The sequence below is a fragment of the Pseudomonas sp. IT-P176 genome (genome assembly GCF_949767245.1).
GTDB lineage: Bacteria > Pseudomonadota > Gammaproteobacteria > Pseudomonadales > Pseudomonadaceae > Aquipseudomonas.
Genome location: NZ_CATKPN010000028.1, coordinates 40686 through 54468, shown reverse-complemented (window position 1 = coordinate 54468; position 13783 = coordinate 40686). Strand labels below are relative to the sequence as shown.

The following is a 13783-nucleotide window of genomic DNA, read 5'->3' as shown; positions in this document are numbered from 1 at the left end:
GCTTAGAAGTTCACGCCGACGCTGAGCGCGACGAAGTCACGGTCATCCACGGTGGTGTACTTGCCGTCGAAGAAGTTGGTGTAGGCCAGGCTCGCGGTGTAGGTGTTCTGGTACTCGGCATCCAGACCCAGGCTGACGGCCTTGCGACCCTCCTCGAAGTTGCCGCCAGGACCAGGCGAGTAGCCGCTGACGTCATGGGACCAGGCCACGTTCGGCTTGAGGTTGACCCCGGCGAATACGTCGTTGTAATCCCAGATCGCACGACCACGGTAGCCCCAGGAGGTTGGCGTGGTGAAACCTTCATCGTTGCAATTGCGGGTCGCGTTATTGGTGGCGGTCCCTGGACCGGCACCGGCGATGGTCCGGCCGTTGAGGAATTCGCAGGAAGCACCTGGCAGTTCGCCCGGACCATAGACCGGGTCACGGCCGTAACGGACATCGGAGGTGCTTTCCAGCCCACCGACGTGAGTCACGCCGACTTCACCGACCACAGTCAAGCGGCTGGCGCCCATCACCTGGTCAAAGAAGTGCGTCAGGGTGGTCTGGAACTGGGTCACTTCCTTGCGGCGATAGCCGTGCAGGTCGGAACCCGGTGCTGCCGACAGCAGCGAAGCGTTGGCCAGCGCGCCGCCCAATGGACGAACCCCGGCGAACAGGATGTCGGTGGAGTTGAGTTGTACCGGTGCATTCGGACGGTAGCTCAATTCACCTTGCCACGCCGTGCCGGTAGGCAAGGTGGTGGAGAAGCTCAGGCCGTAGAGGCGAATGTCTTCAGGGTATTCGACGAAGTACTGCGAGTTGCCCGCCACCAGCAGTGGCCCGAGCGCAGCGAATGGCCCCGGCAACGACGCGGCGGTGTTGTAGACCGACTGCGAGGCCCCCGTGGCGCTGAAGATCGGCGCACGGCTGTGGTAGTTCATGAAATAGGCACCGAACTCGGTGTCCAGCGGATCGAACATGTACTTGAAGGACGCGCCCCACTGGCCGCTGTCCCGTGCATCACGGTCCGGACCGCGGCGCACCAGCACACCTTCCTCATTGACGTCGACACCGTTCGCAGCCAATGGCCCCAGGGCGATGGCCGGAATGGTCGAGCGCTTGTTCAGTACGCGCAGGTTGTTGTCGCAACCGTCGGCGACGATGTCCGGCTGGGAGAAGAAGGTGCCGCAGTTATCGACAACGGTCTGGTCCCATTCCAGTTGATAGAACGCCTCGGCCGAGAGGTTTTCGGTCAGGCTCTGGGACACGTAGAACATGTTGACCGGGATCAGGCCTTCCTTGATCTCGGCACCCGGACGACGGAATGCGGACACATCGATCGGGTTGATGGAGTTGATGCCGCCGCCGATGAAGGTACTTTCACCCCAACTGACCACCTGTTTGCCCAGACGCACGGAGCCCGGCTGATCGGCAATCGCGTAGTTGTGGTAGACGAAGGCGTCGAGGATCTGCCCGCCGGAGGACTTGGCGCCTTCCTTGCGGTTGTCGTTGCTGACGTCCTTGAATTCCAGCTCTTCGTTCTGCAGCGCGAAGTCATACCAGTACTTGCCCCGGACAAACACGCCGGTGTCACCGTACTTCAGTTCAAGGTCATGAATGCCTTTGAAGATCTTCGAGAACGCTTGCCCGCTCTTGAAGTTCAAGTGGCCGTCATCGGAGGTCTGGGACAGACCGTGCCCACCGTTGTTGACGCCGATGAGGTTCTTATTTGGCGATTGGGTCGACACACTCATGCCCAACGAGAGGGACGAGTCGAATTGACCTTCGATTTCACCAACGTTGAAACTGACGCCGAATGCAGGCCCGGCGAGCGTAGAGGCGAGACTGACCGCCAAGGGCAGTTTCGCCCGGCGCCAGAACTGGTTTACTGATGTCATCGACGCTACTCCATGTGCTTTTATTGTTATGGCAGTGAGCACTTTTAAAAACGCTCTGGAGGACAGTGAGCCATGCGCTCGCGAAGTCATCCAAAGTTGCATCGCCCCTGTTCGTGCGTGCGTCTCGCTCTTAAAAATCCTTGAACGGACTATATCCAGCAGGCTGTACTGCTTGATCCCTCTAAAGTGTGATTTGCAGCCCCCAACCACTCTGGAACGGTCCTTCTGCCAGTCCGGCAGATGCCGGCACGGCAAGGATGGCTGAAAATTCGGAATTAACAAGCCAAGCGCTTGCTTGGTGGGCGTGTCGTGCCCTTTCGGGCACGACACAGGAGACTTAAAGCGTCGACAGGAAGGTGCTGTTGTTGGCCTGCCACTGTGTGATGTCGAGGCGAATGCGTTTCTTGTCGAGCTTGCCGACACTGGTCTTGGGAATTTCCGTAACAAGGGCGATCTGACTCGGGATGGCCCACTTGCTCAGGTGGCCCAATTCGACGAATGGCTTGAGGTGCTCCTTGAGTTCCTTGGCCCCAATCACGTGGCCTTCACGGATCACCAACAAGGCAAACGGGCGCTCTCCCCACTGCGGATCGGGAATGCCCACTACTGCTACTTCGCGTACCGCCACGTGCCGGCTGATCAAGTCCTCGAGGTCCAGGGACGAGATCCACTCGCCGCCGGTCTTGATCACGTCCTTGATCCGGTCGCGGATGTCGATCACTCCCATGCTGTCCAGGGTCGCGACGTCCCCGGTATGCAGCCAGCCCCCGGCCCAGAGTTCTGCGCCCTTCTGCGGCTCGTTGAAATAACCTTCGGTGAGCCACGGTGCGCGCAGCACCAACTCGCCCTGGGACTCGCCATCGGCCGGCAGAAAGTTACCCTCGGCGTCGATTACTGCCGCTTCCACCAATGGCACCGGCACCCCGGCCTTGATTCGGTAGGTGGTGCGTTCGTCCTCGGTACCGGCCATCAACTCATCGTTGAGGTGGGCACAGGACACCAGCGGCCCGGTTTCCGACATGCCGTAGGCCGCAGTGAGCTGAATCCCCTTGGCCTTGGCCGCTTCGTACAGCGCACGGTTCAGCGCGCTGCCGCCAATGACGATTTTCCAGCCCGCAAAATCGGTGTTTTGCGCCGCCTTGGAGTTGAGCAGCATTTGCAGGATGGTCGGTACGCAGTGGGAGAAGCTGACTTTTTCCTTGCGCCACAGCTCCACCAGGTATTCCGGGTCGTAACGGCCAGGGTAGACCTGCTTGAGGCCAAGCATGGTGGCCACATAAGGCAGGCCCCAGGCGTGGACGTGGAACATCGGGGTGATGGGCATGTACACATCGTTGGTCCCCAGCAGGCGCACGCTGTCGATGCTGCCCATGATCGTCGACACGCCCATGGTGTGCAGCACCAGTTGCCGGTGGGTGAAGTACACCCCCTTGGGGTTGCCGGTGGTGCCAGTGGTGTAGAAGGTAGTCGCTACCGAGTTCTCATCGAAGTCGGCGAAATCGTACTGCGGGCTCGCCCCCGCCAGCAGTTGCTCGTACTCACCCACCAGGTTTGGCAGCTCGGCAGTCTTTTCCGGCAAGTCGGTGAGCAGGAGGGTTTTCTCCACCGTGGTCAGGTGCCCGGCGATGGCCTGGTACAACCCGACGAACTCACTGTTGACCAGCACGAAGCGGTCCTCGGCGTGGTTCATGGTGTAGAGGATCTGCTCAGGCGACAGGCGTACGTTGATGGTGTGGATCACCGCGCCGATCATCGGGATGGCGAACATGCATTCCAGGTAACGATGGCTGTCCCAGTCCATCACCGCCACGGTATCACCGGCCTTGACCCCTGCCGCCGTCAGCACGTTGGCCAGCCGCGCGACGCGCTCGATCAGGGTCGGATAGCTGTAGCGCAACTGGTCGCGGTAGACAATCTCGCGGGTTTTCTCATACCGACTGCCCGACATCAGCAATCGCTTGATCAACAGCGGGTATCGATAAGCACCTTCGGCTGGCGGAATAACGCGAGTCTGCAACATAAGCATCCCTTTCATCTGACTGCACGGTCTTGGCGTAAAGACTGCACTTTAGTCAGCCTGGACGCGCGCTAAATCAGCCAAAGGAATGATTTGAGAACAGGGCAAATGCTGGCTCTAAGCCAGCACCGCTGTGGAAAAGACGCCCTCCGTCAGGCCGCTTGTCCTACTGCTGCCTCGGCCGGTGTGCGTGGGAATATCAGCGCCGAGAGGAAGGTCAAAGCAGCAAAACCGGCCAGGATCAGGTACAGCCCGACAAAACCCTGGCGGGGCTCGACAAAGGCAATCAGTGGGATGGCCGTGGCGCTGGCACCGAAGGACAGGCAGTAGCGCAAGGCGAACACCCGCGATTGCCATTGCGGCGCAACGAAGTTGGCGACCATCGCGTCATTCACCGTGACCTGCCCGAACACCACGAACATGAAGGCGGCACCCAGCACTATGACGGCCGAGCCCTCGACATAAGCCATGGCAAACAACAGCGGGGCCTGGCACAGGGTGAGGAGCATGAACGGCCATTTCAGGCTGAAGCGATGCAACACCCGACCGATACTCAACTGCGCCACCGCGCCAAAGGCGTAAGCCAGGCTGACCACCACCCCAAGGGTTTGCGGTGAGGCGAACAGGTCATGCAGGCGTTCCTGGAACAACTTCGGATAGGTCATGGTCGTGGCATTGAACACCACGCCACCCGTGGCGGTAGCCAGGGCCAGTACCCCGAACACCATGACCATGGAGATCCGCTGGCCCGCGGCGCCCTTGAGAGGGGCATGGGCGCGCACGGGAATCGGCTCCTCGCGTACCTGCAAGGCAAAGCCGATGCCCAGGGCGATGGCGGCGACACCCGGCAGGATAAACGCCGAACGCCAGCCAAACTGCGCCACCAGCAAACCGGTGACCAAGGCCGAAAACGCCACCCCCAGATTGCCCCACATGCCGTTGATGCCAATTTCCCGGCCTCGGTTCTGGGCGTAGGCCACCAGCATTGCAGTGCCAACCGGGTGATAAATCGCGGCAAACACCCCCATAAGCGTCAACCCCAGGACCAGCATCGGCGCAGAGCTGCTCAGACCGGTGAAAATCGCCGAGGCGCCAATCCCGAAGAAAAACACCAGCATCATCTGGCGTCGGCTCCAGTGGTCGCCCAGCCAACCCGCCGGCAGCGAGCAGGCACCAAAGGCAATGAACCCGCCCAGGGACAGGCCGATCATGGCGGCGTAGTCCAGGCCGAAGACCTCGGTCATGCCCAGCACGGCGGCGGGGAAAATCAGCATGAACATGTGGTCGATCACATGGGCGGCGTTGATGTAGCGGATGACATTTCTGGGTTGATGCATGGCGGCACACTATTCGTTGAGGGTGTGGCGTTATGCTAAGTTGGCAATAACACGCATTCCTGACAACAAACTCATCGAACCAGACAATGTTAATCAGCCACTTCCACCATGGCCCCGTCAGCGCCCATCCGCGGGATTACCCGGATGGCGCGCATCAGGAGCGACATATCCATCGCGAGGCGCAATTGCTGTACGCCATGTGCGGCACCATGCGCGTGGTCACGGCCCAAGGTGCGTGGGTGATTCCGCCGACACGGGCGGTGTGGATTGCACCGTGGATCGAGCACGAGATCTTCATGTCGGGCAAGGTCTGCATTCGCTCGCTGTTCATTGACCCCGAACTGTCGCCCGCCAACCTCAGCCAATGCTGCGTACTGGCCGTCACCCCGTTGCTGCGCGAGCTGATCCTGAAGGCGGTGCAAGCCCCCCGCCATGCAAAGAACCCGCTGATCCAACAGTTGATGCTCGAAGAAATTGCCGGCCTGGAAAACCTCCCGCTGCACATCCCCATGCCCGAGGACCGACGCTTGCAAGGGATCTGCATGGCCCTGCTGCAAACCCCCGACCATCCCAATACCCTGGAAGATTGGGCGCAACAGGTCGGTGCCAGTTCACGCACCCTGGCGCGACTGTTCCAGCAACAGTTGAAGATGAGCTTCAACGCCTGGCGCCAGCAACTGCGCCTGATGGAAGCCCTGCCGCGACTGATCGCCGGGCAAAGCGTGCAGAGCGTTGCCGATCAATTGGGCTATGGCAGTGCCCGAGCCTTCAGCGCGATGTTCCGGCGGTTGCTGGGGCACAACCCCCGGGAATACCTCGGCGCGCTGAATCAGCTCAGCGCGATCAATGCATCTCGGTAAAGGCCAGCTTCACACCGATGGCGATCAGCACCACCCCCATCATGCGGTCGAACCAGTGCCCCATGCGGGCAAAACCGGCGCGCACTCGCTGCTGGCTGAACAGCATCGCCACCAGGCAGAACCAGATGGCAGTCGCCACGGCCAGGTAGATGCCATAGCCGGCCTGAATCGACAGCGGCGTATGCGGGTTGATCACCACGGTGAACAGGGACAGGAAGAACAGCGTGGCCTTGGGGTTCAGGCCGTTGGTGACGAAGCCCGAGGTAAAGGCGCCGCGCGCCGTACGAACGCCGGCTTCCTTGTGCAGGTCTTCAGTGGCTGGCTTGGCCGGCTGCGCGCGCAGGGCCTTGTAGCCGATGTACAGCAAGTAGGCCGCCGCCAGCCACTTCAGGGCGTTGAACAGCACGATCGACTGCGACACGATCAAGCCGATGCCCAGCAACGAGTAACCCACGTGCAGGAAGATCGCGCTGCCTACCCCCAACGCCGTCCAGGTACCCGCGCGCCGACCGTGGGTCACGGCCTCGCGCACCACCACGGCAAAGTCCGGACCGGGACTTGCGACGGCCAGCAGGTGAATCAGGGCAACGGTCAAAAACTCTGTCCAGTACATTGGAGCTCCTTGAGGGCAAGCGTAACTATTTATTTCATCTGGTAGGCTCGGCAGATTACGCCTTCAGACTCACGCGCAAAAGGTACAGTTAATGACGAACAATCGCCGCGCCGTTTTCCTTGATCACCCATCACTGGACTTGGGCGACCTCGACCTCAGTGCATTGCGCGACTGCTTCAGCGAACTGCAACTGTTCGCCCAGACCGAACCCGGACAAGTGGCCGAACGCCTGCAAGGCGCCACGGTGGCGATCACCAACAAGATAATGATCGATGCCAGTGCCATGGCCGCCAATCCGGACCTGAAACTGATCCTGATCACCGCCACTGGTACCAATAACGTCGACCTCGCCGCCGCCCGCGCCCAGGGGATTACTGTGTGCAACTGCCAGGGCTACGGCACACCGTCGGTGGCCCAGCACACGATCATGTTGCTGCTCAACCTGGCTACCCGCCTGGATGACTATCGCAAAGCCGTCGACGCAGGCCGCTGGCAGCAGGCCAAACAGTTCTGCCTGCTGGACTACCCGATTGTCGAGCTGCAAGGCAAAACCCTCGGTCTGCTCGGCCACGGCGAACTGGGCGGTGCGGTGGCGCGACTGGCCGAAGCCTTTGGCATGCGGGTGGTCTCGGGCCAGCTTCCTGGCCGCCCAGCCCGGATCGACCGGATGCCGCTGGATGAGTTGCTGCCCCAGGTCGACGCCCTGACCCTGCACTGCCCGCTCAACGAACACACTCGCCACTTCATCGGCGCCCGCGAACTGGCGCTGCTCAAGCCCGGCGCTTTCGTGGTCAACACGGCGCGTGGAGGCCTGATCGATGAACAGGCGTTGGCCGATGCCTTGCGCAGTGGCCATCTGGGAGGGGCAGCCAGCGATGTGCTGAGCGTCGAGCCGCCGACCGCCGGCAATCCGCTGCTGGCCAGCGATATTCCGCGCCTGATCGTCACCCCGCACAACGCCTGGGGCAGCCGCGAAGCGCGCCAGCGGATCGTCGGCCAGTTGCGCGAAAATGCCCGGGGCTTTTTCAGCGGTACACCGCTGCGGGTCGTCAGTTGATAAACTGCCGCACTTTTTTTCAAGGAGCAGAGTATGGATCCGCGCAGTGAAGTACTGCTTCGACAGGCTGAATTGTTTCAAGGCAACGTGCTGCTGGCCGGTTTGCCTGCCGACGATTTGCTGGGCAAATTGCCCGACGCCCATGGCTGGTGCTGGCACGCCGGCGATCAGGCGGCCCTGGACGCGCGTTTTGCCGAGCGCAGCCATTTCGGGGTGAACGCGCCCACGCGTGAGTTTGCAACGGCGGTGCTGTTCCTGCCCAAGTCCAAGGACCTGACCGACTACATCCTCAACGCCCTCGCCTCGCGCCTGGCCGGTTGTGAACTGTACCTGGTGGGGGAAAAACGCAGCGGCATCGAAGGCGCCGCCAAGCAGCTCAACCCATTCGGTAAACCACGCAAGCTCGACAGCGCGCGGCACTGCCAGTTGTGGCAAGTGACCGTGGCCAATGCACCTCAAGCCAAGTCCCTGGAAAGCCTGGCACAGACGTATGAGTTGCCGCTGGCCGAAGGCCCGTTGACGGTCATCAGCCTGCCGGGCGTGTTCAGCCACGGTCGACTGGATCGCGGCAGTGCCCTGCTGCTCGAGCATCTCGACAAGCTGCCCAGCGGCCATCTGCTGGACTTCGGTTGTGGTGCCGGCGTACTGGGCGCGGCGGTCAAGCGCCGTTACCCGCACAACACCGTGACCCTGCTCGACGTCGACGCCTTTGCCGCCGCCAGCAGCCGCCTGACCCTGGCAGCCAATGGTCTTGAGGCCGAGGTCCTGACCGGCGATGGCATCGACGCTGCCCCCATGGGATTGAGTGCGATCCTGAGCAATCCACCGTTCCATGTAGGTGTCCACACGGACTACTTCGCCACGGAAAACTTGCTGCGAAAAGCGGTTAAACATCTGAAAACTGGCGGCGAACTACGACTGGTAGCCAACAGTTTCCTGAAGTACCAGCCGCTGATCGAAGAGCACCTGGGACAGTGCTCGATCAAGGCCGAAGGACAGGGTTTCCGCATCTACCGGGCCAAGCGCGGCTGAAACACCGGATGAAAAAGAAGGCTTGCCGAATGGATTTTGCCTAGGCAGAATCCGCTCCGTCCTAGGGGAGTAGTCTCCCACGAGCGCCATGCTCGTCCGGCATACGTCAACATACTTGGTCAACAGGCCATGGCGTATGCGACCCAAGCGTCCGCACAGACGGACCGCAGGGTTTGACAAGACCTATGACACGCACACCTTACCCGGGGCGGGAAGGCTGTACGTGTCATAGCCGTGTCGACCCGCCCCTTAGGAAAACCCTGATGTTGGATTCGCTACTCGTTCCTACCGCAATCGTTGCCTTGGCCGAAATCGGCGACAAGACGCAACTGCTCGCGCTTATTCTCGCCGCCCGCTTCCGCAAACCCTGGCCGATCATCGCCGGCATCGTCGCCGCGACCCTGGCCAACCACGCCGCCGCTGGCGCCGTGGGTGCCTGGTTCGGCAGCTTCTTCTCGGATGCGACCCTGCACTGGATTCTCGCCGCCAGCTTTGCCGCCACCGCGCTGTGGACCCTGGTGCCGGACAAGATGGATGACGACGAGACCAGCACCGCCCGCAAGTTCGGGCCGTTCCTGACCACGCTGATCGCGTTCTTCCTGGCGGAGATGGGGGACAAGACCCAGGTCGCCACGGTGATGCTCGCAGCGCAATACCCGGAACTGTGGCTGGTGATCATCGGCACCACCGTCGGCATGCTGATCGCCAACGTACCGGTGGTGCTGGCGGGCAACTTTGCCGCAGACAAACTGCCCCTGACCCTGATCCGACGCCTGGCGGCATCGGCATTCCTGATCCTGGCGATCGTCGCGGTGTACAAGGCGATGCAGAGCAGTGGCTGGGTTTAAGACGGATGGCGCGGCGCTACAAGCGCCGCACACTCCTCAGGACTTCTTGGCTTGCTGATACAGCGGCATGACTTTCGGAATCGCCGCCTGCAACGAGGAAATCCGGCTGGCCGAGGCCGGGTGCGTACTCATGAACTCCGGCGGCGCGCCCTCGTTCAGTTTGCTCATCTTGTTCCACAAGGTGATCGCGGCGTTCGGGTCGTAGCCGGCACGGGCCGCCAGCTCCAGGCCGATCAGGTCGGCTTCGTTTTCGTTGGCCCGGCTGTTGGGCAAGGTCATGCCGTAGTTGGCCACGGTATCGGCCAGGGCCAGGGTGTCCTGGCCCAGACCGAGCAAGGCACCCGCGCCCTGCTTGGCCATTTCGATGCCATAGGCCTTGGACATCGCTTCACGGCCATGCTCGCGCAGGGCGTGGGCGATTTCATGGCCCATGATCGCGGCGATTTCATCGTCGTTAAGTTTCAGCGTATCGATCAGCCCGGTGTAGAAAATGATCTTGCCGCCAGGACCGCAGTTGGCGTTGAGTTCATCACTCTTGATCAGATTGACTTCCCACTTCCACTGCGCCGAATCCGGACGGAATACCGGGGCCTGGGCGATCAGACGAGTGGCGATGGCCTGGACTCGCTTGGCATCACTGCTGGTCCTGTCCAGCACGCCCTTGCTGCCCGCCTCGCCCACGGTCTTCTGGTAAGACTGGGCGTACATCTGGTTGACCTCGTCGGTCGACAGCATGCTGAACATCCACTGCGAGCGCTCTACGCCCACGGCCCCGCCGCTGGTGGTGTTGACCGACTGACAACCACTGAGCAACAGACTGACGCCCAGCGCGCACACAACCCAATTCTTGTTCATGAATACACTCCCTGAAAACATGGCGCGTATCGTAGGCGGTGGCGGGAGTCGGCGCCAGATGTAACAGACGCGCAACCCATCATTTACCGAGTGAAACGTGGCGCAGCGACTCAACCTGGGGTCAGGCACTCCGGGGCATTGAGCTTGGGGTCATTGACCAGGTTCGCCAGGACCCGCTCACGCAGGGCCGCGGGCTCGCTGGCAAGCAGTGCCTGCAGGGCATGCAGCGGAGTCTGCGGGTCAAGCCAGGCCTCCTGGCCGGCTGCGTCGAGAATCAATGGTCGCCGTTGGTTGGCCGCCGGTTGGGTAATCACCGCCGTGCTCAACCACAGTTGTTCCTGCACTGGATAGGCTTCCCAGATGGCCGCAAAAAACAGCGACGATCCCTCACCCGGAGTCAGCCAATACGGGCGCTTGCGCGCGGTGCCGCGCCATTCGTAAAAACCGTTGGCCGGCAGCAGGCAGCGCCGCTGACGGAAGGCCTCACGAAACATCGGCTGTTCGGCGACAGTTTCCGCCCGGGCATGGGCCGGCGTCTTCGACAGGTCAGTCAGCCAGGGCGGCGTCAAACCCCAACGGGCACGTGCCAACGTGCGCTCACCGGCTTCGGCACGCAGGATCAGCACCGAAGCATTCGGCGAAATATTCCACTGCGCCTGCTGATCGGCCGGAAAACCGGGCAAGGCCGCGAACGCGGGGTTCCAGCGAAACAGGGCAAAACGTCCACACATGGGGCAACACGACTCTTGATCAAACGAACGTCAGCCTAACAGACCAGCACGCCCGGGAAGCTATCCGGTTCGTCGCCGGGCATCGGCAACGCCGCATTGTACGCGGCGATCAGCTCACGGGCGTATTGCGCCTGATCATTATCCACCGCCAGGCCCAGCAGGCCGAACACCGGCAACTCCCCTGCCGCCCCGAGCAGATCACGCCCCACCAGATGGGCCTCGACCCCTTCGCTGGCCAGCATCCCTTGCAGCAACTCACCTTCCATCAGGTTTTCCGGCTCGTAGATGCGCTGCATAGAGGCCACTCCTCACTCGTTTTCACTGTGAACTTCGAGCATCCATTCCTGACCATCGGTCTGCAGCGTGAACACTATCGGCCGACAACACACCGGGCAGTCCTCGACATACGTCTGGTCGCCCCCGGACAAATCCAGGACCGCTTCGGCGTCTTCACCACAATAAGGGCACTCATAGTGCTCGGTTTCCAGCATCGCGGTCTCCCAAGTGACTTGTGCGTATAATCGCCGGTCTATTTGCAGGGCTATTTTTGTTTGAGCAGATTTTTCAGACCGTACCCTGTGTGGATTTGATCCAATCCATTACTTACCCTAGCCGTTTCTAACAAGAGAGCATGATGGGCGAATTCGATGCCATCCGACCTTACGACGACAGCGAAGTCCCAGCGGTGCTGGCACGGCTGCTGAGCGACAAGGCGTTTCTAGATATCCTCACCCACTTTCGCTTTCCGCGGTTTGCCGGCGCCTTGGGCTGGATGCTCAAACCCCTTATAGCTCATCGGCTGCGCCGTGAGTTCGCGGGTGTCAGCTCGGTTGCCACTTTGCAGGACAAAGTCGAGTTCTATGTCGACCACACCATCGAGCGCGCCACCGACGGCGTGACCTATACCGGTGTCGAGCAATTCAAGTCCGGCAGTGCCTATCTGTTCCTGGCCAACCATCGCGACATCGTGATGGACCCGGCCTTCGTCAATTACGCGATCTATCACGCAGGCCTGCCCACGCCGCGCATCGCGATTGGCGACAACCTGCTGCAAAAGCCCTTCGTCAGCGACCTGATGCGCCTGAACAAGAGCTTCATCGTGCACCGCTCCATCAGCGGTCGACGGGAGAAGATGGCGGCCTATCAATTGCTGTCGGCGTATATCAACCACTCGATTCGCAACGATTGCCAATCGATCTGGATCGCCCAGGCCGAAGGCCGCGCCAAGGACGGTGACGACCGTACCGAATCGGCAATCCTCAAGATGTTCCACATGAGCCGCAAGGACGAGCCGTTTGCCGAGGTGATCCTGTCGCTGAACCTGACCCCGGTCTCGATCAGCTACGAGTACGACCCGTGCGACCAGGCCAAGGCTCGCGAGCTGTACATCCGCGCCACCACCGGCAGCTACACCAAGGAGCCCGGCGAAGATGACGTAAGCATCGCCAAGGGCATTACCGGCTACAAGGGCCGGGTCCACGTGAACTTTGCCGCGCCGATCAGCGAGCGATTCGAAGACACCAAGCAATTGGCAATCGAGATGGACCGGCAGATTCTCGGTGGCTACCGCCTGTTCCCGGTGCACTACCTGGCCTACGCCCAGTGGCAGGACGCCGACCCACAATTGAGCGTGCCGAGTGCCGCCGAGCTGTTCCCGGCCGACGAACTGGCCAAGGCCCGGCAAGAATGGCAAGACCGCCTCGCGGCGTGCCCCGAGGAGCACCGTCCGTTCCTGGTGCTGCAGTACGCCACCCCTGTGCGTAACCAGTATCGGGTCAAGGCCGGGCTCCCCCTGTAGGGCTCTGCCGGCAATAAAAAACGGCGCCTTGAGCGCCGTTTTTTTATCTGTGCATCAGACCCGGGTGCTGATCCACGACACCAGCAGCGCCAGGCCCAGGCAGGCAAAACCAAAAGCATAGAAGACCCGATTCAGGCGCAAGGTGGCGATGCTCGCCAGATGCATCTGGTTGTCGGCACTGGCACGCCCGGCCTGGGCTGCCAGGCTGGCCCGCGCCTGTTGCTCGCGGCGACGGGTCGAGTGAAGCAGCCAACCACCCGGGCAGGCGAACAGCAGTGCGAGGAGGTTGATCAGCTTGGCGGGATGAGCGGAAAACAGCGACCAGAGTTGCAGTGACATCGTGGACCTCAATCGAAACAGGGCATGCGCGGCGCGAATTCTACCCAAACCCGCACTGTCTGCCCGGGCTTTCCGACAAAAAACCAAACATCTGCCTGACTAATGTTCTGCGTCACGGCTTCGTCATCTAAATACGCCAGTCTGTCGCCCCTCGAAACCGACACGGAGCTTGTCATGCTGCACGCCGAAAACCAGGACCGCCTATACCTCATCACCCCAACCGACGAACAACAGGCCCTCGTCGGCAGCCTGGCCTTCAATGTCCAGGATCGTCACTGGCTGGTGTATTGCGCCTTGGGCGGGCACCAGCATGCCGACCTGCCGGAAACCGACCTGCTGACCGGGGTGAGCGTGCTGGATTTCTATTCGCAGGCAGCGTGAGCGGCTCCCACAGACATTAAAAAACCCGGACCATGACT

15 protein-coding genes and 1 riboswitch are annotated in these 13783 nt (G+C 61.3%); of the genes, 6 read left to right on the top strand and 9 right to left on the bottom strand.

The window, feature by feature from the left end:
• Positions 1-2 precede the first annotated feature (2 nt).
• The 3 genes from ACM6IP_RS02705 to ACM6IP_RS02695 all read right to left on the bottom strand — a co-directional run bounded on the left by ACM6IP_RS02705 (position 3) and on the right by ACM6IP_RS02695 (position 5231).
• Entirely contained in the window at positions 3-1877 is a 1875-nt protein-coding gene (locus tag ACM6IP_RS02705) for a DUF1302 domain-containing protein (RefSeq protein ID WP_159997923.1), read from the bottom strand.
• A gap of 337 nt (positions 1878-2214) precedes the next feature.
• Complete coding sequence (locus ACM6IP_RS02700) at positions 2215-3897, bottom strand: fatty acid--CoA ligase (protein ID WP_414860908.1); 1683 nt, start codon at positions 3895-3897, stop codon at positions 2215-2217.
• Positions 3898-4046: 149 nt separating this feature from the next.
• Positions 4047-5231, bottom strand: coding sequence for an MFS transporter (locus tag ACM6IP_RS02695; RefSeq protein ID WP_414860907.1), 1185 nt, complete (start codon positions 5229-5231; stop codon positions 4047-4049).
• 86 nt (positions 5232-5317) lie between these two features.
• Here ACM6IP_RS02695 and ACM6IP_RS02690 point away from each other — a divergent pair, with 86 nt between their 5' ends.
• The gene (locus ACM6IP_RS02690) at positions 5318-6091 is read left to right on the top strand and encodes an AraC family transcriptional regulator (protein ID WP_414860906.1); all 774 of its coding nucleotides are present in this window, start codon (positions 5318-5320) and stop codon (positions 6089-6091) included.
• Here ACM6IP_RS02690 and ACM6IP_RS02685 read toward each other — a convergent pair.
• Complete coding sequence (locus tag ACM6IP_RS02685) at positions 6075-6704, bottom strand: LysE family translocator (protein WP_095168975.1); 630 nt, start codon at positions 6702-6704, stop codon at positions 6075-6077. The two genes, ACM6IP_RS02690 and ACM6IP_RS02685, sit on opposite strands and share 17 nt — an antisense overlap.
• Positions 6705-6795: 91 nt before the next feature.
• On the opposite strand from ACM6IP_RS02685, the gene ACM6IP_RS02680 reads away from it, so the two are divergent.
• The 3 genes from ACM6IP_RS02680 to ACM6IP_RS02670 all read left to right on the top strand — a co-directional run bounded on the left by ACM6IP_RS02680 (position 6796) and on the right by ACM6IP_RS02670 (position 9641).
• Positions 6796-7761 carry a 2-hydroxyacid dehydrogenase gene (locus tag ACM6IP_RS02680; protein WP_414860905.1) on the top strand — a complete coding sequence of 322 codons (966 nt, stop codon included), beginning with the start codon at positions 6796-6798 and terminating at the stop codon, positions 7759-7761.
• A 33-nt stretch (positions 7762-7794) separates the two neighbouring features.
• Complete coding sequence (locus ACM6IP_RS02675) at positions 7795-8793, top strand: class I SAM-dependent methyltransferase (RefSeq protein WP_095168977.1); 999 nt, start codon at positions 7795-7797, stop codon at positions 8791-8793.
• Positions 8794-8845: 52 nt separating this feature from the next.
• Positions 8846-8967, top strand: a riboswitch (yybP-ykoY riboswitch).
• Positions 8968-9056: 89 nt separating this feature from the next.
• Positions 9057-9641 carry a TMEM165/GDT1 family protein gene (locus ACM6IP_RS02670; protein WP_095168978.1) on the top strand — a complete coding sequence of 195 codons (585 nt, stop codon included), beginning with the start codon at positions 9057-9059 and terminating at the stop codon, positions 9639-9641.
• A 36-nt stretch (positions 9642-9677) separates the two neighbouring features.
• Here the strand turns inward: ACM6IP_RS02670 and ACM6IP_RS02665 are convergent, their stop codons facing one another.
• The 4 genes from ACM6IP_RS02665 to ACM6IP_RS02650 form a co-directional block, all read right to left on the bottom strand.
• Positions 9678-10496, bottom strand: coding sequence for a M48 family metallopeptidase (locus ACM6IP_RS02665; RefSeq protein WP_095168979.1), 819 nt, complete (start codon positions 10494-10496; stop codon positions 9678-9680).
• 110 nt (positions 10497-10606) lie between these two features.
• Positions 10607-11227: an SOS response-associated peptidase gene (locus ACM6IP_RS02660; RefSeq protein WP_414860904.1), complete on the bottom strand. Its 621-nt coding sequence runs from the start codon at positions 11225-11227 to the stop codon at positions 10607-10609.
• Positions 11228-11262: 35 nt separating this feature from the next.
• Positions 11263-11523, bottom strand: coding sequence for a putative signal transducing protein (locus tag ACM6IP_RS02655; RefSeq protein WP_095168981.1), 261 nt, complete (start codon positions 11521-11523; stop codon positions 11263-11265).
• A gap of 12 nt (positions 11524-11535) precedes the next feature.
• The gene (locus tag ACM6IP_RS02650; RefSeq protein ID WP_095168982.1) at positions 11536-11718 is read right to left on the bottom strand and encodes a CPXCG motif-containing cysteine-rich protein; all 183 of its coding nucleotides are present in this window, start codon (positions 11716-11718) and stop codon (positions 11536-11538) included.
• A 140-nt stretch (positions 11719-11858) separates the two neighbouring features.
• Here ACM6IP_RS02650 and ACM6IP_RS02645 point away from each other — a divergent pair, with 140 nt between their 5' ends.
• Positions 11859-13025, top strand: coding sequence for a 1-acyl-sn-glycerol-3-phosphate acyltransferase (locus ACM6IP_RS02645; RefSeq protein ID WP_159997931.1), 1167 nt, complete (start codon positions 11859-11861; stop codon positions 13023-13025).
• A gap of 54 nt (positions 13026-13079) precedes the next feature.
• On the opposite strand, the gene ACM6IP_RS02640 is transcribed toward ACM6IP_RS02645, so the two are convergent.
• Positions 13080-13364, bottom strand: coding sequence for a hypothetical protein (locus ACM6IP_RS02640; RefSeq protein ID WP_159997933.1), 285 nt, complete (start codon positions 13362-13364; stop codon positions 13080-13082).
• 174 nt (positions 13365-13538) lie between these two features.
• Here ACM6IP_RS02640 and ACM6IP_RS02635 point away from each other — a divergent pair, with 174 nt between their 5' ends.
• The gene (locus ACM6IP_RS02635; RefSeq protein ID WP_095168985.1) at positions 13539-13745 is read left to right on the top strand and encodes a hypothetical protein; all 207 of its coding nucleotides are present in this window, start codon (positions 13539-13541) and stop codon (positions 13743-13745) included.
• Positions 13746-13783: the final 38 nt, after the last annotated feature.

Excerpts from the sequence above, each read along its gene's own strand:
- ACM6IP_RS02705 (WP_159997923.1), bottom strand. The coding sequence starts at position 1,877 with ATGACATCAGTAAACCAGTTCTGGCGCCGGGCGAAACTGCCCTTGGCG.
- ACM6IP_RS02700 (WP_414860908.1), bottom strand. The coding sequence starts at position 3,897 with ATGTTGCAGACTCGCGTTATTCCGCCAGCCGAAGGTGCTTATCGATAC.
- ACM6IP_RS02695 (WP_414860907.1), bottom strand. The coding sequence starts at position 5,231 with ATGCATCAACCCAGAAATGTCATCCGCTACATCAACGCCGCCCATGTG.
- ACM6IP_RS02690 (WP_414860906.1), top strand. The coding sequence starts at position 5,318 with ATGTTAATCAGCCACTTCCACCATGGCCCCGTCAGCGCCCATCCGCGG.
- ACM6IP_RS02685 (WP_095168975.1), bottom strand. The coding sequence starts at position 6,704 with ATGTACTGGACAGAGTTTTTGACCGTTGCCCTGATTCACCTGCTGGCC.
- ACM6IP_RS02680 (WP_414860905.1), top strand. The coding sequence starts at position 6,796 with ATGACGAACAATCGCCGCGCCGTTTTCCTTGATCACCCATCACTGGAC.
- ACM6IP_RS02675 (WP_095168977.1), top strand. The coding sequence starts at position 7,795 with ATGGATCCGCGCAGTGAAGTACTGCTTCGACAGGCTGAATTGTTTCAA.
- ACM6IP_RS02670 (WP_095168978.1), top strand. The coding sequence starts at position 9,057 with ATGTTGGATTCGCTACTCGTTCCTACCGCAATCGTTGCCTTGGCCGAA.
- ACM6IP_RS02665 (WP_095168979.1), bottom strand. The coding sequence starts at position 10,496 with ATGAACAAGAATTGGGTTGTGTGCGCGCTGGGCGTCAGTCTGTTGCTC.
- ACM6IP_RS02660 (WP_414860904.1), bottom strand. The coding sequence starts at position 11,227 with ATGTGTGGACGTTTTGCCCTGTTTCGCTGGAACCCCGCGTTCGCGGCC.
- ACM6IP_RS02655 (WP_095168981.1), bottom strand. The coding sequence starts at position 11,523 with ATGCAGCGCATCTACGAGCCGGAAAACCTGATGGAAGGTGAGTTGCTG.
- ACM6IP_RS02650 (WP_095168982.1), bottom strand. The coding sequence starts at position 11,718 with ATGCTGGAAACCGAGCACTATGAGTGCCCTTATTGTGGTGAAGACGCC.
- ACM6IP_RS02645 (WP_159997931.1), top strand. The coding sequence starts at position 11,859 with ATGATGGGCGAATTCGATGCCATCCGACCTTACGACGACAGCGAAGTC.
- ACM6IP_RS02640 (WP_159997933.1), bottom strand. The coding sequence starts at position 13,364 with ATGTCACTGCAACTCTGGTCGCTGTTTTCCGCTCATCCCGCCAAGCTG.
- ACM6IP_RS02635 (WP_095168985.1), top strand. The coding sequence starts at position 13,539 with ATGCTGCACGCCGAAAACCAGGACCGCCTATACCTCATCACCCCAACC.